This window comes from Alsobacter sp. R-9, from assembly GCF_054612375.1.
The window spans coordinates 60283-77901 of sequence record NZ_JBTSWJ010000013.1 but is presented as its reverse complement, the minus strand read 5'-3'; the positions used below and the strand labels follow the sequence as shown (position 1 = coordinate 77901).

The 17619-nt window shown below is 65.0% G+C and carries 21 protein-coding genes; 16 read left to right on the top strand and 5 right to left on the bottom strand.

Translation table 11 applies throughout. From position 1 onward, the window contains the following. Positions 1-115 precede the first annotated feature (115 nt). The 3 genes from ACX9GQ_RS19555 to ACX9GQ_RS19545 are packed head-to-tail and all read left to right on the top strand — an operon-like array spanning position 116 to position 2751. Positions 116-1591 (top strand): pilus assembly protein TadG-related protein, encoded by a 1476-nt coding sequence (locus tag ACX9GQ_RS19555; protein WP_459631265.1) that lies wholly within the window; start codon positions 116-118, stop codon positions 1589-1591. Position 1592: 1 nt separating this feature from the next. Further along, positions 1593-2066, top strand: coding sequence for a TadE/TadG family type IV pilus assembly protein (locus ACX9GQ_RS19550; protein WP_459631264.1), 474 nt, complete (start codon positions 1593-1595; stop codon positions 2064-2066). Beyond that, positions 2041-2751, top strand: a complete 711-nt coding sequence (locus ACX9GQ_RS19545; protein WP_459631263.1) for a TadE/TadG family type IV pilus assembly protein — start codon at positions 2041-2043, stop codon at positions 2749-2751. The genes ACX9GQ_RS19550 and ACX9GQ_RS19545 overlap by 26 nt, the downstream gene beginning before the upstream one ends. Here the strand turns inward: ACX9GQ_RS19545 and ACX9GQ_RS19540 are convergent. Further along, the gene (locus ACX9GQ_RS19540; protein WP_459631262.1) at positions 2735-3205 is read right to left on the bottom strand and encodes a hypothetical protein; all 471 of its coding nucleotides are present in this window, start codon (positions 3203-3205) and stop codon (positions 2735-2737) included. The genes ACX9GQ_RS19545 and ACX9GQ_RS19540 overlap by 17 nt on opposite strands. Positions 3206-3422: 217 nt before the next feature. On the opposite strand from ACX9GQ_RS19540, the gene ACX9GQ_RS19535 reads away from it, so the two are divergent. From ACX9GQ_RS19535 to ACX9GQ_RS19490, 10 genes are all read left to right on the top strand, one after another. Next, the gene (locus tag ACX9GQ_RS19535) at positions 3423-3590 is read left to right on the top strand and encodes a Flp family type IVb pilin (protein WP_459631261.1); all 168 of its coding nucleotides are present in this window, start codon (positions 3423-3425) and stop codon (positions 3588-3590) included. Positions 3591-3623: 33 nt separating this feature from the next. After that, a complete protein-coding gene (locus tag ACX9GQ_RS19530; protein ID WP_459631260.1) occupies positions 3624-3791 on the top strand; it encodes a Flp family type IVb pilin in 168 nt (55 codons plus the stop codon). A 65-nt stretch (positions 3792-3856) separates the two neighbouring features. Beyond that, on the top strand, positions 3857-4690 hold the full coding sequence (cpaB, locus tag ACX9GQ_RS19525; protein ID WP_459631259.1) for a Flp pilus assembly protein CpaB: 834 nt from the start codon (positions 3857-3859) through the stop codon (positions 4688-4690). A gap of 90 nt (positions 4691-4780) precedes the next feature. After that, complete coding sequence (locus ACX9GQ_RS19520; RefSeq protein WP_459631258.1) at positions 4781-6259, top strand: type II and III secretion system protein family protein; 1479 nt, start codon at positions 4781-4783, stop codon at positions 6257-6259. Next, positions 6259-6612, top strand: coding sequence for a hypothetical protein (locus ACX9GQ_RS19515; protein WP_459631257.1), 354 nt, complete (start codon positions 6259-6261; stop codon positions 6610-6612). The genes ACX9GQ_RS19520 and ACX9GQ_RS19515 overlap by 1 nt, the downstream gene beginning before the upstream one ends. Before the next feature lie 26 nt (positions 6613-6638). Then, positions 6639-7811: an AAA family ATPase gene (locus tag ACX9GQ_RS19510; protein WP_459631256.1), complete on the top strand. Its 1173-nt coding sequence runs from the start codon at positions 6639-6641 to the stop codon at positions 7809-7811. A gap of 10 nt (positions 7812-7821) precedes the next feature. Continuing rightward, positions 7822-9219, top strand: coding sequence for a CpaF family protein (locus ACX9GQ_RS19505; protein ID WP_459631255.1), 1398 nt, complete (start codon positions 7822-7824; stop codon positions 9217-9219). Further along, positions 9219-10157 (top strand): type II secretion system F family protein, encoded by a 939-nt coding sequence (locus tag ACX9GQ_RS19500; protein ID WP_459631254.1) that lies wholly within the window; start codon positions 9219-9221, stop codon positions 10155-10157. Before ACX9GQ_RS19505 ends, ACX9GQ_RS19500 begins: the two co-directional genes overlap by 1 nt. Before the next feature lies 1 nt (position 10158). After that, complete coding sequence (locus tag ACX9GQ_RS19495) at positions 10159-11073, top strand: type II secretion system F family protein (protein WP_459631253.1); 915 nt, start codon at positions 10159-10161, stop codon at positions 11071-11073. A gap of 14 nt (positions 11074-11087) precedes the next feature. Beyond that, a complete protein-coding gene (locus tag ACX9GQ_RS19490; protein ID WP_459631252.1) occupies positions 11088-11588 on the top strand; it encodes a tetratricopeptide repeat protein in 501 nt (166 codons plus the stop codon). A 3-nt stretch (positions 11589-11591) separates the two neighbouring features. Here the strand turns inward: ACX9GQ_RS19490 and ACX9GQ_RS19485 are convergent, their stop codons facing one another. Next, entirely contained in the window at positions 11592-12203 is a 612-nt protein-coding gene (locus ACX9GQ_RS19485; protein ID WP_459631251.1) for a retropepsin-like aspartic protease family protein, read from the bottom strand. Between the two features lie 178 nt (positions 12204-12381). Between ACX9GQ_RS19485 and ACX9GQ_RS19480 the strand changes: the two genes are divergently transcribed. Continuing rightward, positions 12382-13044, top strand: coding sequence for a hypothetical protein (locus tag ACX9GQ_RS19480; RefSeq protein WP_459631250.1), 663 nt, complete (start codon positions 12382-12384; stop codon positions 13042-13044). Positions 13045-13082: 38 nt separating this feature from the next. Here ACX9GQ_RS19480 and ACX9GQ_RS19475 read toward each other — a convergent pair whose 3' ends face one another. Continuing rightward, the gene (locus ACX9GQ_RS19475; RefSeq protein WP_459631249.1) at positions 13083-14492 is read right to left on the bottom strand and encodes a hypothetical protein; all 1410 of its coding nucleotides are present in this window, start codon (positions 14490-14492) and stop codon (positions 13083-13085) included. 222 nt (positions 14493-14714) lie between these two features. Here ACX9GQ_RS19475 and ACX9GQ_RS19470 point away from each other — a divergent pair, with 222 nt between their 5' ends. Both ACX9GQ_RS19470 and ACX9GQ_RS19465 read left to right on the top strand, forming a co-directional pair. Further along, on the top strand, positions 14715-15335 hold the full coding sequence (locus tag ACX9GQ_RS19470; RefSeq protein ID WP_459631248.1) for a methyltransferase family protein: 621 nt from the start codon (positions 14715-14717) through the stop codon (positions 15333-15335). Between the two features lie 9 nt (positions 15336-15344). Continuing rightward, complete coding sequence (locus tag ACX9GQ_RS19465; protein ID WP_459631247.1) at positions 15345-16214, top strand: sterol desaturase family protein; 870 nt, start codon at positions 15345-15347, stop codon at positions 16212-16214. Here ACX9GQ_RS19465 and ACX9GQ_RS19460 read toward each other — a convergent pair. Both ACX9GQ_RS19460 and ACX9GQ_RS19455 read right to left on the bottom strand, forming a co-directional pair. After that, positions 16204-16827, bottom strand: coding sequence for a FecR family protein (locus tag ACX9GQ_RS19460; RefSeq protein ID WP_459631246.1), 624 nt, complete (start codon positions 16825-16827; stop codon positions 16204-16206). The two genes, ACX9GQ_RS19465 and ACX9GQ_RS19460, sit on opposite strands and share 11 nt — an antisense overlap. Before the next feature lie 76 nt (positions 16828-16903). Continuing rightward, positions 16904-17608, bottom strand: coding sequence for a hypothetical protein (locus ACX9GQ_RS19455; protein WP_459631245.1), 705 nt, complete (start codon positions 17606-17608; stop codon positions 16904-16906). Between the last annotated feature and the right edge of the window lie 11 nt (positions 17609-17619).

Below are 17619 nucleotides of genomic sequence, written 5' to 3'. Positions count from 1 at the left end.
TTCGGTAGGGCCCGCTGCTGCAGCGCGGAAAGCTTGAGCTTCCAGCGTCCTTAGGAGATAATTAAGCTAAATCTAGTGCGCCCGCGCGGCGTGGCAGCCTACCGACCGGATGGCCATGGAAACGAGCACACGCGGATTGCTGAAGCGGTTTGCCGGAAACGAGAGCGGTGCGGCTCTCATCTTCTACACCACGATGGCCGCTGTCACCTTTGGGCTGGTTGGCCTCGCCGTCGACAACAGCCGCTACTACACGCTGACGACCGAGCTCCAGAACTTGGCCGATGCCGCGGCGCTTGCTGGCGCAAAGGAACTGGACGGCACCGTTGGCGCTCGGGATCGAGCGCGTGATCGCGCGGTCGGTCTCCTGAGCAACAGCCCGAAGTTCGCCGACCTGGCGCCGGGCGTGGACATCGTTCGCGCCAACATCACGTTTTACACGAACCTGAATGACACGAGCGAAGCGGCCAGTGACGCGACGGCGAGGTTCATCCGCGTTCCCACCTCGACCCGTTCCGTTACGGCCAGCTTCGTTCGGGCCCTGGGCATCACGCGAGATCTGGGTTGGACGGCATCCGCGACGGCGGGGTCGCACTATGTAGCGTGCAACGTCCAGCCGCTGATGATCTGCAACCCCTACGAGGCTCAGGGACGCACCCTGTCGAACGCCCTCGCGCCGGCAGGGGACCGCGGGCGCATGTTCCGCTTGAAGCCGAAAGGGGGGCAGAATGCCTATTTCCCGGGCGATTTTGGCTGGCTCGACCCGCCAAACGTGCAGAACGGCGCCAACGCCCTTTCCCTGAACCTGGCGTCGAGTTCTCCCAATTTCTGCTACATCTCGAACGTGACTGTCTCGACGGGACAGGTCGCGAGTTCGGTCGCCGACGGCATCAATCCAAGATTTGATGTGCCTGTGAACGGCAACAGTGCCCTCGCCCAGACGATCAATGCGATGCCGGTGCCGAACGTCGTGATCAAGGGCTACCGGCAGAACAACTGCAATTTCAATCTGAATGCGAACCCCAACGAGGAACCTCTGCCGCGCGACGACTGCATGCCGGTTCGTGGATCCAACACCACGTCCAATACGTGCGGCGCAGGTGGGACGGACTCCAACGTGGGGAGCGGCGTCTTCACGACGGGACGTACGCGATACTTCAACAATCAGCATTTCCAGGATCGCGCGCTGGCAACGAATTACCAGACACGCTTCGACATCTATCTGGCCGAGTCCGGTTGCAACGCGACCACCGGCGTTTGTCCGACCACGGTTCCAAACTCGCCGCTTCGCTTCGGCAACTCCAACCAGGACGAGAATCCCGCGCCACGGTGCATGGCCAACCGCACCGGAGGCCTAGACCGCCGTCTCATCTACGTGGCGATCGTCAACTGCTCGCAGTACGCCGTGCGCGGTAACTCGCCCCTCGGGATCGTTCCCCAGCAGTACGGGCAGTTTTTTCTGACCGAACCGGCCTCAGGGAACGAAATCTATGCGGAGTTCGTGAAAGTGGTGAACGTCGGCGATGATGACAGCAAGGTGCATCACGTCGTCCAGCTCTATCGACGCAGCGTAGCCCCTGAAGATCTTTACTGACATGCGCGGGCTCATCCGACGCTTCTGCAGAGACGTTCGCGGCGGCGCGCTTGTGGAGGCCGCGGTCGTGATGCCGCTCGCCATCGGCCTCGCGGGCGGTGTCGCCGAGTTCGGGCGGCTCTACATGAGCTACGACACGCTGGAGAAATCCGTCCGAGGCGCCACGAGGTATCTGGCTCGCGTCCCCGCCTCGGCGCTTTGTTCGGGCTGGGGCCTCACCAACGCGCAGGATCTCGTCGTGTACGGCAGGACAGGCGTCAACCGCCAGAGCCCGCCTGCGGCACTTGTTCCCGGCCTGACCGTTGCCAACGTGACCCTCGCGAGCCCGACATCCTGTGCAACCATGACGGAGCCAGTGATCGTCCGCATCAATGTCACCGCCCCTTACACGGGGATCATGCTGACTGCAGTCCCCGGGCTGTCGAATGCGATCACCCTGAGAGTGAGCCATGAAGAGCGCTGGATTGGCGAATAGGTTTCGCCGGGCCGTGTCAGGCTCGAGCATCGTGGAGTTCACGATCATCTTTCCGGTTCTCGCCGTCGTCGCGCTGGGGACGGTGGACTTCGGCCTCTTCATGTACACTTGGAACGCGGCCGCAAAAGCCACACACGCGGGTGTCCGCCGGGCCGTCGTCAGCCCGCCGGTGGCCAGCGGCGTGATGAACCTCACCTGGGACGCCAACAATCTCGGAGCCAATTGCTCCAACTCGACCGGTTCGACCGGTCTTTGCCCAACGGTCGACGTCACGTGCACCAGCTCGGGCTGCACCGGCAGTATCTGCGCGACGGCCAATAGCTGCTCGACGACGATCGCGTACTCGTCGGCGGCGCTCGACACCATTCGGGATCGCATGCGCGAGGTCCTGCCGGCAATCCAGAGTGCCAACATCCAGGTCAGCTACGTGTCGACCGGATTGGGCTTCGTCGGCCGGCCTGACGGCGTGCCGATGACGGTGACCGTCAGCCTGCGTTGCCTGACGCAGAGCTACTTCTTTATCGACCGATTGTTGCAGTGGACCCTGCCTGGCGCCGCCCAGGGGTGCCCGGCCGCAGCGGGAGTGCCCATTCCGGCGTTCCCGGCCTCGCTGCCAAGCGAGTCCCTTGGTTCGACCTTCGCGGTGGGTGCTCTCGGCCCGCCGACCGTCAACGGCGGCGGCTGAGGTAGCCCCAGTAAGAGATGTGGCTTGCCAGGCAAGCTGCCGCGAGCGCCAGCGTCAGGAGGGTGCCCGTCAACGTGTCCCACTCCAGTGGCACAGGCACGATGGCGGCTGTCGATCTGCCCTCATCGCCGGCAAACCCGAGAAGCGCGAGTGACGCGGCCACGGCGAAGCATACGTTGGTCGCTGCCGCAAGAACGAAGCGACAGTTCGGCCGGCTCGCGACGGCGAGGATCAGGAACGCGGAGAGCGCGAAAAGCGGCCACGCCGGCGTGAACAGGAAGCGCACGGGTGAGACCGGGCTGCTGAGAAAGCGGACGAGACCGAAGACCTCCAAGTTCAGCCACCAGAGGGCGGCGCTCGCAGGATGGATGGCGAGAAGTTCGGCCGCCACTTCGGCTGCGATGAAGAAGCCCAGCGCCACGGCCAGGGCCGCAATCTGAATGATCCTGCTCATGAGCGCACAGTAATGCTTGCTGGTTAACGGCTCACAACCGCCGCGGGAAAGCACGTCATGGTAGTGAGTTAACTTTACTTCCGGCCTTTGTTACCGAATCATTTCCAGCATTTGACAGATTGCTTCGTTAAGTGTTTATTAATCCCGGGCTTGGGTGACAGCTGGCTGTCATGCCTTGGGACCCCGGTAAAGTTGTGTGAGGCATCAGGAGAGTATCATGTCGAAGCTTCTCAAGTCGTTCGCGAAGGATGAGAGCGGTGCTGCCCTCATCGAGTACACGGTTCTTCTTGGCGTTCTCGTCGTGGCTGTCATCGCGACGATCGTCGCCGTCGGCGGGTGGGTCAATACGCGTTGGTCTGCTCTGAACAACCAGCTCAACCCGTAATTGAACTCGCACCATTAGAGTTGGATCAATCCCATGAAGAAGTTGCTCGCAGACTTCGCTACCGATAGCTCGGGGGCTGCGTTGATCGAGTACACCGTCCTTCTCGGCGTCCTCGTGGTTGCTGTCATCGCGACGATCGTCGCTGTCGGCGGGTGGGTGAACACTCAGTGGTCCGCACTCAACAACCAGCTCAATCCGTAAGCGGTTGCGGCCCGGTCTAGCGACCGGGCCGAGCTTTCCTCAGTACGATGCGTTTGGAGTGAGCCATGAGGTTCCAGTCGGCACTCGTCCTCCTGATCGCCATCCTGCTGGGTGGTGTGGCGGCCTTCTTTGCCCGGAACTTCCTGCTCAGCCAGACGGCGGCGCCGGTGCCAGAGGCCCGGACGATCGTCGTGGCTGCGCAGCCGCTGGCTTTCGGAGCGGAACTGACCGCGGAAAACACGCGCGTCATCTCCTGGCCTGCCGATGCGGCACTGAAGGGCACGTTCCAGACCAAGGAGCAGCTCTTCAAGGACGGGCGTCGGCTAGCCCTTTCCTCGATCACGGCCAACGAGCCCATCCTCGACACCAAAGTGACCGGCCCCGGCCAGCGCGCGACGCTCTCGACGCTCATCGAGCACGGCATGCGGGCGGTGGCGATCCGCGTCGACGACGTCAAGGGCGTAGCCGGGTTCGTCCTGCCGAATGACCGCGTGGATGTTGTACTGACCCGTGGCGAAAGCCGTGACGAGGTCGCCGACATCCTGCTTCAGAACGTCAAGGTGCTGGCCGTCGACCAGTTGGCGTCCGATCAGTCGGACAAGCCGACGGTGGCGCGCGCCGTCACGCTGGAGCTCAACGCCCAGGACGCGCAGAAGGTCATCCTCGCGCAGGGTGTTGGACGTCTCTCCCTGATCCTGAACCGTGCGGGCGGCACCGCGGCCGCCGCCCCGACCACCCGCGTCACGGTCGGCGATCTCGCACCGGCCCCTGCCGCGGCGCCCTCAGCTCCGGCCGCGACGACGGTCGTCCCGATCGTCCGGGACACCAGCAAGGTGGTCAACGTGGTGCGCGACGGCAACAGGCGGGAGCAATACAGCGTGAACAGCGAAGCTCGTTAAGCATAAACCCTTCCGGGCCTGCAGCTTAAGGGCTTATGTAATTCCTGCAGCCGCAAGGTGGCAGGGTTGGGTATGCGGGGGAGTGGCGTAATGGGTCCGATCTTCGGCTTTGGGTGTCGTGCCGCGAGGGCGTCGCTGCTGGCCGTGGGCCTGATCGCGACGACGCTACCTTGGTCGCCAGCCGTCTTCGCCCAGTCCACCGCAGTCGCATCGACGACGCGGGTTCAGGTGCCAGCCAACAAGTCCCAGACGGTCCGCCTCGAAAATGCTTTCAGTGACGTCCTCGTCGGGTCGTCGGAGATCGCGGAAGTCATTCCACTCAGCGACCGTAGCCTGTACGTGCTCGGCAAGAAGGTGGGGACGACCAACATCTCCGTGCTGGATTCCTCGAAGCGCCTCGTCGGCATCGTCGACGTCACCGTGACGCTCGATGCCCGCGCCGTCGCCGGGCAGGTCTCCGGAATCGGCGGTGCGCGGGGTATTTCAGTTCAAAGTGCCAACGACCGGGCTGTGCTCGGAGGCGTTGCGCCTGACGCTCCGGCGGTCGATCGGGCCTACAGCGTGGCAAACGCGGTGGCGCCGGGTGGCGTGATCAACATGGCACGGGTGGGGTCGCCCCAGCAGGTCATGCTGCAGGTGAGGATCCTCGAGGTCGCGCGCCAGGCAGGCAGGGATCTCGGCATCCGCTGGGGCTACACGGGCAACACGAACCGCGCGAGCGTCGGAAGCTATGGACAGTTGGTCAACGTAGGCCAGGGCATCAGCGTCCAGAACCTGACACTGGCCGCGGTAACCCCGATCTCCGGCGTCGCGCCTGTCGCCAACGCGATCAAGACGATCACCGGCGCGGGATATAGTGTCGACGTCATGATCAGCGCCCTGGAGGAGCAGGGGCTGGTGCGGCGTCTGGCCGAGCCAAACCTCATCGCGATGTCGGGGGAGACCGCCGACTTCCTCGCCGGCGGCGAGTTCCCGGTTCCCGTCTCGTCCAACACGACGAACGGGTTCCCGACGACAACGATCGAGTACAAGGAGTTCGGCGTCCAGCTGGCTTTCACCCCGACCGTTCTTCAGGGCGGGATCATCAACCTCCGGGTCCGTCCCGAAGTCAGCGACATCGATCCGAGCCTCTCGGTGGTTTCCGGCGGTGTTGCCGTTCCTGGCCTCATCAAGCGCAAGGCCAACACCACCGTCGAATTGCGCGATGGGCAAAGCTTCGCCATTGCCGGGCTCCTGCAGGCACAGTCGGCGCGCAACGTCGACCAGCTTCCGTGGCTCGGCAGCGTGCCGGTGCTGGGAGCGCTGTTCCGCAGCCAAGCCTTCCAGCAGAAGGATACCGAACTGGTCGTCATCGTGACGCCCTACCTCGTCAAGCCGGCGAAGCCCGGCCAGCCGCTGGAATCGCCGCTCGATACGAAGATGCGGGCCAACGACATGGACGCCTTCATCGGCGGAAAGGCCGACGTGAACTCGCCGCGCCCGACGCCCCTGCAACAGTACCTCACCTCCACCGGGGCGGCGATCGGAGCCTATGGCCATATCAGCCCCGCGCGCACCGGATCCAACTGATGGTACCCCGCATGTATCGCCTTGTGGTCGCCGTGGCCGCGGGATTGTCGCTCGTCGGCTGCAACCAGTACATCGACCGGATCGACACGGTCGACTTCAGCGACGGCAACGCCGTGCGGGCCAACATGGCTCAGCACATCATCGACCCGTGGTCGCCGGCATCGAAGAACACACAGATCGGCATGGATGGCAGCCGCGCCCGGGCTGCGGTCCAGGCCTACCGTTGCCGGCCGGCGGGTGGCGCGCTCAAGGGGCAGTCCTATGCGGTCGCGGGTGCGTCGACCGGCGGGGCCGACGGACAGAGCGGGGGCGCCACGCAGGCCACGACGGCACCCGGCGCGCCGGGCTGCTGAGCCGCGCTCCGCGTGCCGCCCCGGTCATGCTCGCCCTCGTCGTCACATATCCCGGTGAGCAGGCTCACGCAAAACCTCTGGTGGCCGAACTCGAGCGGCTGCGCAGCACCGTTGAAATCGACGACATCGACAACCTGAAGGCCAGGCTCCAGCAGTCGGGGCTGCCGGACATCGTTCTGATCCTCGATACGCGGAACGAGGCCGCAGTCGGCCGGATCGTGCGCAGTCTTGCCGCCAATCCGTCTCCCGTCGGCTACTTCATCTATGTGGCCGATCAACTGGATGCGGAGGTCTACCGGGAGTTGGTCCGGACGGGGCGTGGCGACTGGGTGCGTGCCAACAAGCTCCGCGAGGACCTGAGCGAAGTCTTCGCTCGCATGGTCTTGCCATTTGACAAACCAGTCGCCGGCAACGCGCGGATCGTGACGTTTATGCCCGTGGCGGGTGGCGTCGGCACCACGACGCTGGCCATGGAAACGGCCATCGATCTGGTTCGGCGCAAGGGGGACGCCAAGCGGCGCGTCTGCGTTCTCGACCTCAACATCCAGACGAGCTCCATCGCCGACTTCTACGACATTGAGCCGCGTTTCGATGTCCCGAGCGTCCTCGACGATCCTTCGCGTCTCGACGAGCACCTCGTCGAACTGCTGACGGCGCGGCACGAGAGCGGCGTCGACGTCATCTGCAGCAAGCCCACGTCCGTCGACCTCTCCCGCATCGACAGTGCGCTCGTCTTCTCGCTGCTCGACCAGCTGGCGACGCGTTACGATCTCGTGGCGATCGATCTTCCCGTCGCGCGCGCGACTTGGACCGACGATCTGCTCGCGGGATCGGATGCGGTCGTGGTGATCGGCACCTTCGATGTCCCCTCGCTGAAGCGCCTCACCGCCGCGATGAAGCACCTCGACGGTCTCGGCGTGGACAAGACGCGCCGTGCAGCGGTGGTCAACCGGTTCGAGAACCGGATGTTCGGGAGCCTCATCAAGCGGTCCGATATCGACACGGCGCTCTCCGGCAACACGATCTTCACGGTGTCGTCGGATGCTGTCAGCGCTTCGGAGGCGATCAACACAGGGCAGTCCCTGGTGATGGCGGGGAAATCCCGCAAGCTCGTGCAGGACCTGACCGCGCTGGCCACCTGGATCGACCAGCCCGACGCGGCCAAGGCCCAGACCAAGACGTCATTCTGGAAACGGTGAGGGCTGAACCATGGGCTTCTCCTTCTCGGACCGCTGGCGCCGCAACAAGGCCGATCCCGTCAAGGACGTCACCAACGTTCCCGTGGTCGTTCCGCAGTCGCCTGAACCGCAGCAGCAGCGGGGCACGAAGCTCGACCTCATCGCCCACAAGGTCGCCCTCCACAATCGCATCATCGACGAGTTCAACCTCGCCCTGATCGACAAGCTGTCGGTCGACGATCTGCGTGACCAGGTCCGCGAGTTCGTTGCGGAGTACGTCAAGAACGAGCACGTCGTCCTGAACCAGCGGGAGTTCGACGTCTTCGCCGATGAGGTCCTCGACGAGATGATCGGTCTCGGTCCCATCGAGCCGCTCCTCAAGGACCCGACCGTCAACGACATCCTCATCAACACGCAGGACATGGTGTTCGTCGAGCGCAGGGGCGTGCTCGAGCCGACGTCCGTGCGCTTCAAGGACGAGGCGCACCTGCTGCGCATCGTCAACAAGATCGTTGCGTTCGTCGGCCGGCGTGTCGACGAGTCCTCCCCGATGGTGGACGCGCGCCTGCCGGACGGCTCGCGCGTGAACGTCGCCGTTCGCCCCATTGCCGTCGACGGACCTCTGGTCTCGATCCGCAAGTTCTCGAAACGGCCGTTTTCTCTGGACCGCCTCGTGGAGATCGGTGCCATCAAGCCGGCAGCGGCGGATGTCCTGAAGGCTGCCGTGCAGGGCCGCATCTCCATCATCGTCTCGGGTGGCACCGGCTCCGGCAAGACGACGATGCTGAATGCGCTCTCGACGTTCATCTCGGACAAGGAGCGCCTCCTGACGATCGAGGACGCGGCTGAACTGCAATTGCAGCAGACCCATGTCGCGCGTCTCGAGACGCGGCCTCCGAACGCCGAGGGCAGGGGCGAGATCCGGCAGCGCGAGCTCGTCAAGAACGCCCTGCGCATGCGGCCAGACCGCATCATCGTCGGCGAGTGCCGCGGCGAGGAAGCATTCGACATGCTTCAGGCCATGAACACGGGCCACGAAGGGTCGATGACGACCATCCACGCCAACAATCCCCGAGATGCCATCAAGCGCCTCGAGCAGATGGTGGGCATGTCAGGCATGCCGATGACCTTGAGCGCGATCCGCGGGCAGATCGCGGCAGCCATCCAGGTCGTGGTCCAACTGCAGCGCCTTTCCGACGGCCGCCGCTGCGTCACGAGCATCAGCGAGATCACCGGCATGGAGGGCGACATCGTCCAGATGCAGGAGATCTACCACTTCGTCCGGACCGGTATCGATCCCGACGGGAAGGTCCTGGGGACGATGAAGGCGACCGGAGTCCGGCCGAAGTTCCTGGCGGAGCTCCGCTCGATGGGCTTCGACTTCCCGGCGTCCTACTTCGACCCGACGTCGAGCCTGGGGGCGCCGTGATGACGGAACCCTGGCTCGTCTACTTCGCCGTCTTCGGCGCCGTCTTCCTCATCATCCAGTTCGGGTTCCTTTTCGTCTCCCGCGACGTCAGTACGCGACGGCGCGTCAACCAGCGCCTCGCCGACATCGATGCCGGCCGCTACTCTCCGGTGACGCCGACATTGCGGCGATCGACCCCGGGGAGCATGATAGGGCCGTTCACCGGTCTCCTGCGGCTCTACGCACAGGCCGGGGGTCGGAACGCCCTGCTTCCCGTGGCGTTCGTGGCGTCAGCCGTTTTCCTTCTGACGCTCATCCTGCTGATGACGTCGGGGCACGGCGTGGCGGCCCCATTCCTCGCCATCGGCCTGGCGTTCGGCGTGGCATTCCTCACGCTCACGATCATGCGGACGCGCCGCATCGGAGCGTTCGGGGAGCAGTTTCCCGACATGCTCGACATCGTCGTGCGCAGCCTTCGCGCCGGCCACCCGATCACCGTTGCACTCGGGCTGGTCGCGCGGGAGATGCAGGACCCCATGGGCAGCGAGATCGGCCTTGTCACCGACGAGGTGGCCTACGGCCGTGATCTGCCCAGCGCGCTCGAGAACCTGCTGGATCGCGTGGGCTACGAGGAACTGCGTTTCTTCACCACTGCCGTCTCGATCCAGAGCCAGACCGGCGGCAATCTCGGCGAAATCCTGACCCGCCTCTCGGCTTTGCTACGCGATCGCTTCCGGATGAAGCGTAAGGTCAGGTCGCTGTCGGCCGAAGGGCGATTGTCAGCGTACTTCTTGAGCGCTTTCCCGTTCCTTCTGTTCGGCGCGATCAGCCTTATTTCGCCTGCCTACTACGGGGATGTGTGGACGAACCCGCTCTTCGAGGCCTGCATGTACGTTTCGGCCGTCCTGCTCATCATCGGCAACGTGATTATCTTCAGGATGATCAACTTCAAGGTCTGACATGGGCGCCGCGAACCTCGACATCTGGATCGCGACTGCGGCGGCCTTCGGCGCCGTGCTGCTGCTGGCGCTTTGGGCGGGTTGGTCGCTGACGCAGCGCACAGCCGTGGCGCGACGCATCGGTCCGGGTTCGGGGTCAGGATTGGCTCAGGCGACGGCCGAGGACCTGACGTCCATTCTCGAGAAGCGTTTCGGCAAGGCCTTCTGGGGCGATGCCGAGACACGCTCGACCCTGAGGGCCCAACTGATCCGTGCGGGGTATTTCCGGCCGGATGCCCCGATCATCTACAGCGTGATCCGCCTCGGGTGCGTCGTAGCGCTTCCCGTCCTCGTCTACTTCCTCGCGCTCGGCGCGCTTCAGATCGAACCACTCTTCAAGTTCGCGCTGCTCACCGGATCGCTGCTGCTCGGCTATTTCATCCCGGAGGCCTGGATCAAGCGGCGGGAACGCCTGCTCCAAGAGGAGTACCGCATCGCCTTTCCCGAGTTGCTTGACCTTCTGGTCGTGGCCGTCGACGCCGGATTGAGCATCGAAGCCGGGCTCGAGCGCATCAATTCCGATGTCGGACGGGTTCATGACGAACTGGGAAGCAACCTCGCCATCATGATGGGCGAGACCCGTGCGGGGCGAAGCACGGTCGATGCGCTGCAGGCCTTCGCCGACCGCCTCGGGATCGAGGAGGCCAAGAGCTTCTCCGTCCTTCTCAAGCAATCGATCGAGTTGGGATCCGATATCGGCACCGCGCTGCGCGTCTATAGCGGAGAAATGCGCGAGAAGCGCATGTCGCGGGCCGAAGAGAAGGCCATGGCTCTTCCCGTCAAGATCGTCATGCCCCTTGGGGCATTCATCTTTCCCGTCATTCTGCTAATGGTGCTGGCTCCGGCGTTGATCAAGCTAGCCAGCGTGATGAAGTAAGGACCCGGTTTGTCATGACCCCCATGCTCCTTCGTTGTGCCGCGGCCGGCATACTCCTGACCGCGCTCGCCGGATGCCAGACGTATCCTGACGGCACGCCGGTCGGCGGGGCGTCCGCCACGGCCACCCCGCCGGACACGTATGTCGAGTCAAACGAACCCGCCAAGATGGGGGACATCGCCTTCCAGCGGGGCTACTACGGTCTGTCCGAGCGATACTACCGGGATGCCGTCGAGAAGACCCCGGGCGACGTGGCCTCGTGGATCGCGCTGGGGGCCAGCTATGACAACCTGAAGCGCTTCGATCTCGCCGACCGTGCCTATGCGCGTGCACGCGAACTCGGTGGAGACTCCGTGGCACTGCTCAACAACCGCGGCTACTCCTACATGCTGCGGGGCAAGTTCCGCGAGGCGGATGCTGACTTCCGGAAGGCCCTCCGACTGGATCCGAACAACCTCGTCGTCCAGAACAACCTCGCCCTGCTGTCGCAGGCTCGGGCGAAGTACCGCCGCTGAAACCTAGTAGCCGCTCAGCTTCAGTCGTCCGTAGACGATCTCTACCCTGTCGATCCGCCTCAGGAAGCTCATGCCGAGCAGGCTCTGGACGAGGCTTCCGGGAGGAAGGACGACCGCCTCGACGTCCCGAGCCGTGATGGATCCGATCTTCATCTCCCGCAGCCGAACGGGCGCAGCCGCGACCATGCCGTTCGCGGTGGCCAGGGAGGACCGGTAGTCGCTTGCTTGCAGCCGGATCCCGGCCCGCGCGGCGTCCTCGCTTGATAGGGCGACAAGGCTGGCGCCGGTGTCGAGCAGCATCGTCACCGGGACCCCGTCGACGGTGGTATCCAGGTGAAACTGGCCATGGGCATTCGGGGAATGCTCCACGGTGGACGGTCCCGTCACGATGGGGGCGCGGGAGGGAGTGAGCCCGCGAGAGGCCTTCAGCGTGCGCTGCTCGAACTCTGCGGGGCGCTCCCCGACGAAGGGCGCCGCGGGAGCACCTTGGAGGACGGCGTCAGGCTGGACGGCGATCGACAGTGTCCCCTCGGCGCGAGCACAGGTGGGCGTAGCAGCGCAGGCTTTCTTCACCCTTGCCTGGAAATCCGCTGCCTTCTCTCCCGCATAGGGCATCAAAGCCGGCTGCGCTTCCGCGGGAGTCAAGGAGAACACGACGAACGCCGCAAGTGCGAGAGGGGCGAGTGATCTGCCGGCAGCCATGGTAATCGGTGGCCTCGAAGCCATGAAAGCTTCTGCCAGTACAACTCAACGTTTGCAAAAAGTAAACCGCGCCTGTGCAAATTGTGGACGCATGGAAAAGCTCGCCACCGTCGTCGATATGAGCGGCAGATCACATTCAACGATTGATCAGGCGGCGCTTCCACGACGGAGCAGCGTGATCTTCGTCTGTCTGCTCTTGCTCTTCGGCCTCGTTGCCCCCTCCTCGGCCCATGCCCAGGCGATCGACCTTGGGGAGGGTGGATGGAGCGTTGAGGTGGTACAGCCGGACGGGGTCTTCCTCAGGACGGATCTCCGCGAAACGAACCGAGGCCAGGTCATCGGTGCCTTCATTGTCTCGTGCGAACGCCAGAAGATCAGGGCCGTGGCCTCCATGAGAGGGGCTTCGGGTTTGCAGAGCAGGGCGGTCGTGGCCCGTGGCACCGCGAGCATCCGGATCGGGGTCGCCGCGTCGTCCATGCGGCGGATCATGGCCGCGGCCGACGTGCTCGAGAACGGTGGCTTCGAACTGTCCGACGTCGTCGTCGAACAAGGCGGCGCGCTTCTTGGAATCGTCCGCGAGATCGCAAGCGGAGCGAAGCTCATGACGATCGAACTGCATGCCCCCCGTGATCCGCGGCGTTTCGAGCCTCCCCGCACCATTCGCCTGAGGGTGGTGGCGGCCGAGTCCGATGAGGAAAGCCTGCTTCAGTTCCAGCAGAGTTGCATTCTGCTCCAGCGCTACCGGCAGGGCTAGCAAAGCGTGCCGGCCCACGGCCCGTTGGGTCTGGTCGATCAGGATCTGACGAACGCTACGCCCCGGTCATCGGCATAGAGCTTGCGCCAGCCCGGCAAGGCCTCGAAAGCGGGAATGGCATCCGATCCCGCGGTCAGGAGGGCTGCCTTCGCACCATGGCGATCGAGGAATTCGAGCAGCACGGCAGGTGAGCCGGGAACCCGGGTCTTGTAGTACTCGGAGATGAAGCCGCCGAGGAACAGTTGGTCGCTGCGCCCGTCAATGAACGTCTTCTCTCCCACGAAGATCAGGAAGCCGCCGACGCCATAGTCGTTGTAGAGCGGGCCGTCGGTGACGCGGCGGATGGCCGCGAGGGCGGCCGACGGAGCGTTGATGCCCTGTGGTTCCGGCAAACGGATGGCGATCAGCGACAGCACGGCGAGCGACAGTGCCGTGACCAGCGCCGGTAGCTTCCGCGCAAGGGATTCGACGACTCGTCCGCCCCGTGACGCCAGCCCGGGGGCGGCCTGGGCGATGGCGGGCCCCATGATCGTTCCCGTGACGAACGAAAAGAGCGCCCCGAAGCGGACATGCATCGCCATCATGGCCGCGACCATCAGCACGATCGCGAGCCGGAACACGTTGTCCCGGGGACGCATGAGCAGGAAGGTCACGGCGGCGGCAAAGGATGCGGTGGCGACGAGGCCGAACTCCGAGAACACATCGAGCCGCCGCCATTCGTCGATGTACTGCATGGCTTCGTTCTGCTGTGCGAGGACTGTCGCGACGAGCAGGGACTCGAAACCGTAGGGCGTGAGGCCGGTCGCGAGGAGACTCACGACACCGAAACGTCCCCACCCGACCATGACGTCGCGCCGTCGGCCGGCCGGCGCTCGCACGAGGGCCTCGAGGCCCAGCAGTCCGGCGATGGGGAACGCGATCGGGAAGCTAGCATGAAGGTTCGCCCAGAGGGCGATCAGCCCGGCGGCCCAAAGCGGGGGCGGCCGGTCGTCTCGGCGGGCGGTCAGGAGGATCACCATCCACGCGACGATCAACGGAAAGTAGAAGACAAGCGGGCGTGCCAGGTAGTGCCCGCTGGCGAGCGTGTAGGCAGCGATGACGATCGTGGTCGACGTGACGAACTTGAGTTGGCGCAGAAGCCAGGCATAGAGGAGGGCCAGGGCCGAAGCGATGAGCGTCGAGGTCAGCACCACCACACCCGTCCACCCGGCCATCGCGTAGGACAGCCACATCAGCGTCTGAGCCAGCCACTCCTTGGCGATCCATCTCTGGCCGGCGAAGGTGTGCGATGCCGTGTCGACCGTCGGCATGGAGAGCGTCGCGAGGATCGATCGCCCCGTCGCAAGGTGCCAGAACGTGTCCGGGTCCAGCAGCAGGCGGGAGGGGCCGGTCCACAGCGACAACTGAACCACAACGAAGCAGCCCAGCACGAGCCAGCGGCGCGTCATTGCGTCCAGTTCTCGTACCGGTGCGTCGATCAGAGTTTTTGCCAGGCTTAGCAACGTCACCTCGAAGATCGATCCTGTGGTACGCCCTGCGCGGCAACACACTGCGTCGCCGCCATCAACGAACCGTTAGTCGCGTATGGCCTCCAAAACTGCTGGTTATCAGAAATTTTCTACTGCCGACTTATTGGTCAGCGGGATCGTGGCAAGGAGTTGAAGAGACGGATGGCGGCCCAGAGCGACAGGCGACGGCTCGATGCGGCGGAAAAGTGGGTGACGGTCCTGTTGTTCGGCCTGTTGGCCTACAGGATGCTCTCTTCCTACCTCGAGGACGGATCGGCCTTTAACCTCATCTACCTTGCCGACCAGCTCCTGGTCCTCGTCTTCGTCGCGATCCGTCGCTCGACGGATGCGATCAGCGTGCGCCCTCGCGACTGGCTTGCCGGGGCCGCGGGCACCTTCCTGCCGCTTCTCATGGGGCCGGCCGGTCCACATCCGCTGGCGCCCGGCCCGGTGGTGCTGGGCTTCATGTTGACGGGTCTGTCGTTCCATCTGTGGGCGAAGCTGTCGCTTCGGCGCAGCTTCGGGCTCGTGGCTGCCAACCGAGGGGTGAAGGTCGAAGGGCCGTACAGGATCGTTCGCCATCCGATGTACGCCGGATACGTGTTGACCCACATCGGGTTCCTGCTGGCGGGGCCCACCCTCAACAACGTTGTCGTCGTGGCTGCCGCCTGGATCGTGATGGTCTTCCGCATCGAGGCCGAGGAGGCCATGCTCAAGGACGATCCTGCCTATGCCGCACTGATGGGCCGGACGCGCTACCGCCTGATCCCCGGGCTCTACTGAGGGTGCGTCATGAGCATCGAGGATCTGTTCGGCTTCCGGTCGCTGCTCCTGGTCGCGTTGATCTTCATTCCGCTCGAGCATCTCCTTCCTGCCCATGGAGGTCGGAAACTGCCTCGTGCCGGCACCGTCACCGACCTGGCGCACGTCGTCATATCGGGCTTCTTCATCAGGGTTGGCCTGATGGGCCTGATCGTGATTGCCGTTCAGGCGGGCACGTTGGCGGTCCCGGGGGCCGTCCGGGACGGCATAGCGTCCTGGCCACTCTTGGTGCAGGTCGTCGTGGCGACGGTCATCGCAGATCTGGGCTTCTACGTCGCGCACCGCATCATGCACGCGGTTCCTGCGCTCTGGCACTTCCATGCCGTGCACCACAGCAGCGAGCAACTCGACTGGCTCGCTGCCTCGCGCGTCCATCCGGTCGACCAGGTCTTCACGAAAGGGCTGTCATTGGGCCCCGTGTTCGTTCTTGGCTTCTCCGACACGGCGCTCGCGATCACGGGCGTGATCTACTTCTGGCAGTCGGTGGTCGTCCACGCGAATGTCCGCCTGCCGGTCGGCCCTTTGCGGTGGATCATCGCGACGCCGGAGTTCCATCACTGGCACCACGCCAATCATCCAGAAGCCTACGACAAGAACTTCTCGGGCCAACTGCCGCTCTGGGACATCGTCTTCGGAACGGCGCACATGCCCGGTGGGATGCCGACCCGCTACGGCGTCGATGATCCGATCCCGCTCGGCTATGCGAGCCAGATCGCCTATCCGTTCCGCAAGCTCTTCGCCGCGCTCTCCACTCGAAAGCCGGATTCCAACACGAGCCATGGGACGGCGGCGCCGTCGGGTCCGCCGGCCGAGCAGCGCGCGGACTCGGTCACCGAGTGACGGTCACGCTCGCGATCGCCCGCCTGACCTTGTCCTGTCCCCACACGACGGGCGCCTCCGGGCTCCGACGAGGGCGAAGCGTCGTTCCCTGGCCGCGTTCGAGCGTCACGGCTCCCTGCCGCGTGCGAACCTCGACGCGACCTTCGAGGACAAGGACACCATAGGCTCCGTCGATGGGGCCGCCCCAGACGGTCGTTCCGCGAACCCCGAGCGTGGCCAGCGGCGTGCGCACCTCGACGCGGGGGGAGGGGGTCTTCTCGACCAGACCGCCCACGAAGAGGAACGCGCCACGCAGCGAGCGTGCCACGAGGCGCCCGCGCGGCCGCGCCGGATCGTAGACGAAGGCATCCACGGAGAGCGCCGCGTTCTCCCCGAGGGTGAGCGTCGTGCCGTCGTCCAGTTCCGTGGCGAGCCGCGCGCCTTGCCCTGTCCGCAGCGTATCCCTGAAGAAGACCTGGCCACCCGGCTCCAATGGCCGCGTGCGGCCGCCCTGGCGCGAGGCGGTGGCATCCGCCTGCACGGCGGTGACGGCCCCGATCGCCACCGTCTGTGCGTGCGTCGGTTCCGACACCGCGAGGAGGGCTGCGATCATGAAACCGAAGCTGAGCTTCATCGCCGTTCACTCCCGGTGAGCCGGCCAAGCTTGCGTCCGCAGGCACGGCTCTTCAAGGGCGGCGGCGCGAAACGCGTTACTGCCGAACCCGAAGGAACACGTTGATCCCGTCCGCCAGCGTCTTGTTCCGGGGCTCGCCACCGGCCTCGGCTCGGCGGGCCGGGCCGGCCTCGTGTTCCTCCCGCGTGATCCGCCGCAGCGGACGGCGACTGCCGTCAGGCGACAGTTCGTACTCGATGACGACCGAAGGATCGCGCGGGTCGCTGAGGAAGATGGTGTTCGAACGCGGCACTGCGGTCTCGACGGTCCGCTTGCCCGGCAGAAGCACGACGAATCCGATGAAAAGGGTGGCGACCGCGGCGAGCCCGGCGGTGGCCAGGGCAGGCCACGGGATGCCACGTCCCTGGACGACCTTCTTGCCAGGGCGCCGCGAAAGGGCCTTGGCCTCGTCCTGGGCGATCAGCGCGGCGGCGCTCTTGAGCCATTCTTCGATCTGTTCGCGGTCCGCCATGCGCAAGTCGGCACCACGCAAGCGCCAGAACTCGGCATCCTTGCTCACGAGGGGCCGCGGATCGGTGAGCGACAGGTCGCTGCCCAGGACGGCCCGCACGAGGACAGCGCCGGCTCCGAGCCCGTTCAACGCCGGGGCGAGCGCATGGAAGCGGACACGCGCCGTCCGCTCGGCGGGGAAGGTTTCGACGCCGACCCAGCCGCGGCCGCGGAACGACGAAAGACGTCCCGGCGGAATGCTGACGACGATGACGTTCGTCTCGCCCAACATGGGCCGCCTCA

Excerpts from the sequence above, each read along its gene's own strand:
- ACX9GQ_RS19555 (WP_459631265.1), top strand. The coding sequence starts at position 116 with ATGGAAACGAGCACACGCGGATTGCTGAAGCGGTTTGCCGGAAACGAG.
- ACX9GQ_RS19550 (WP_459631264.1), top strand. The coding sequence starts at position 1,593 with ATGCGCGGGCTCATCCGACGCTTCTGCAGAGACGTTCGCGGCGGCGCG.
- ACX9GQ_RS19545 (WP_459631263.1), top strand. The coding sequence starts at position 2,041 with ATGAAGAGCGCTGGATTGGCGAATAGGTTTCGCCGGGCCGTGTCAGGC.
- ACX9GQ_RS19540 (WP_459631262.1), bottom strand. The coding sequence starts at position 3,205 with ATGAGCAGGATCATTCAGATTGCGGCCCTGGCCGTGGCGCTGGGCTTC.
- ACX9GQ_RS19535 (WP_459631261.1), top strand. The coding sequence starts at position 3,423 with ATGTCGAAGCTTCTCAAGTCGTTCGCGAAGGATGAGAGCGGTGCTGCC.
- ACX9GQ_RS19530 (WP_459631260.1), top strand. The coding sequence starts at position 3,624 with ATGAAGAAGTTGCTCGCAGACTTCGCTACCGATAGCTCGGGGGCTGCG.
- cpaB (WP_459631259.1), top strand. The coding sequence starts at position 3,857 with ATGAGGTTCCAGTCGGCACTCGTCCTCCTGATCGCCATCCTGCTGGGT.
- ACX9GQ_RS19520 (WP_459631258.1), top strand. The coding sequence starts at position 4,781 with ATGGGTCCGATCTTCGGCTTTGGGTGTCGTGCCGCGAGGGCGTCGCTG.
- ACX9GQ_RS19515 (WP_459631257.1), top strand. The coding sequence starts at position 6,259 with ATGGTACCCCGCATGTATCGCCTTGTGGTCGCCGTGGCCGCGGGATTG.
- ACX9GQ_RS19510 (WP_459631256.1), top strand. The coding sequence starts at position 6,639 with ATGCTCGCCCTCGTCGTCACATATCCCGGTGAGCAGGCTCACGCAAAA.
- ACX9GQ_RS19505 (WP_459631255.1), top strand. The coding sequence starts at position 7,822 with ATGGGCTTCTCCTTCTCGGACCGCTGGCGCCGCAACAAGGCCGATCCC.
- ACX9GQ_RS19500 (WP_459631254.1), top strand. The coding sequence starts at position 9,219 with ATGACGGAACCCTGGCTCGTCTACTTCGCCGTCTTCGGCGCCGTCTTC.
- ACX9GQ_RS19495 (WP_459631253.1), top strand. The coding sequence starts at position 10,159 with ATGGGCGCCGCGAACCTCGACATCTGGATCGCGACTGCGGCGGCCTTC.
- ACX9GQ_RS19490 (WP_459631252.1), top strand. The coding sequence starts at position 11,088 with ATGACCCCCATGCTCCTTCGTTGTGCCGCGGCCGGCATACTCCTGACC.
- ACX9GQ_RS19485 (WP_459631251.1), bottom strand. The coding sequence starts at position 12,203 with ATGCCCTATGCGGGAGAGAAGGCAGCGGATTTCCAGGCAAGGGTGAAG.
- ACX9GQ_RS19480 (WP_459631250.1), top strand. The coding sequence starts at position 12,382 with ATGGAAAAGCTCGCCACCGTCGTCGATATGAGCGGCAGATCACATTCA.
- ACX9GQ_RS19475 (WP_459631249.1), bottom strand. The coding sequence starts at position 14,492 with ATGACGCGCCGCTGGCTCGTGCTGGGCTGCTTCGTTGTGGTTCAGTTG.
- ACX9GQ_RS19470 (WP_459631248.1), top strand. The coding sequence starts at position 14,715 with ATGGCGGCCCAGAGCGACAGGCGACGGCTCGATGCGGCGGAAAAGTGG.
- ACX9GQ_RS19465 (WP_459631247.1), top strand. The coding sequence starts at position 15,345 with ATGAGCATCGAGGATCTGTTCGGCTTCCGGTCGCTGCTCCTGGTCGCG.
- ACX9GQ_RS19460 (WP_459631246.1), bottom strand. The coding sequence starts at position 16,827 with ATGAAGCTCAGCTTCGGTTTCATGATCGCAGCCCTCCTCGCGGTGTCG.
- ACX9GQ_RS19455 (WP_459631245.1), bottom strand. The coding sequence starts at position 17,608 with ATGTTGGGCGAGACGAACGTCATCGTCGTCAGCATTCCGCCGGGACGT.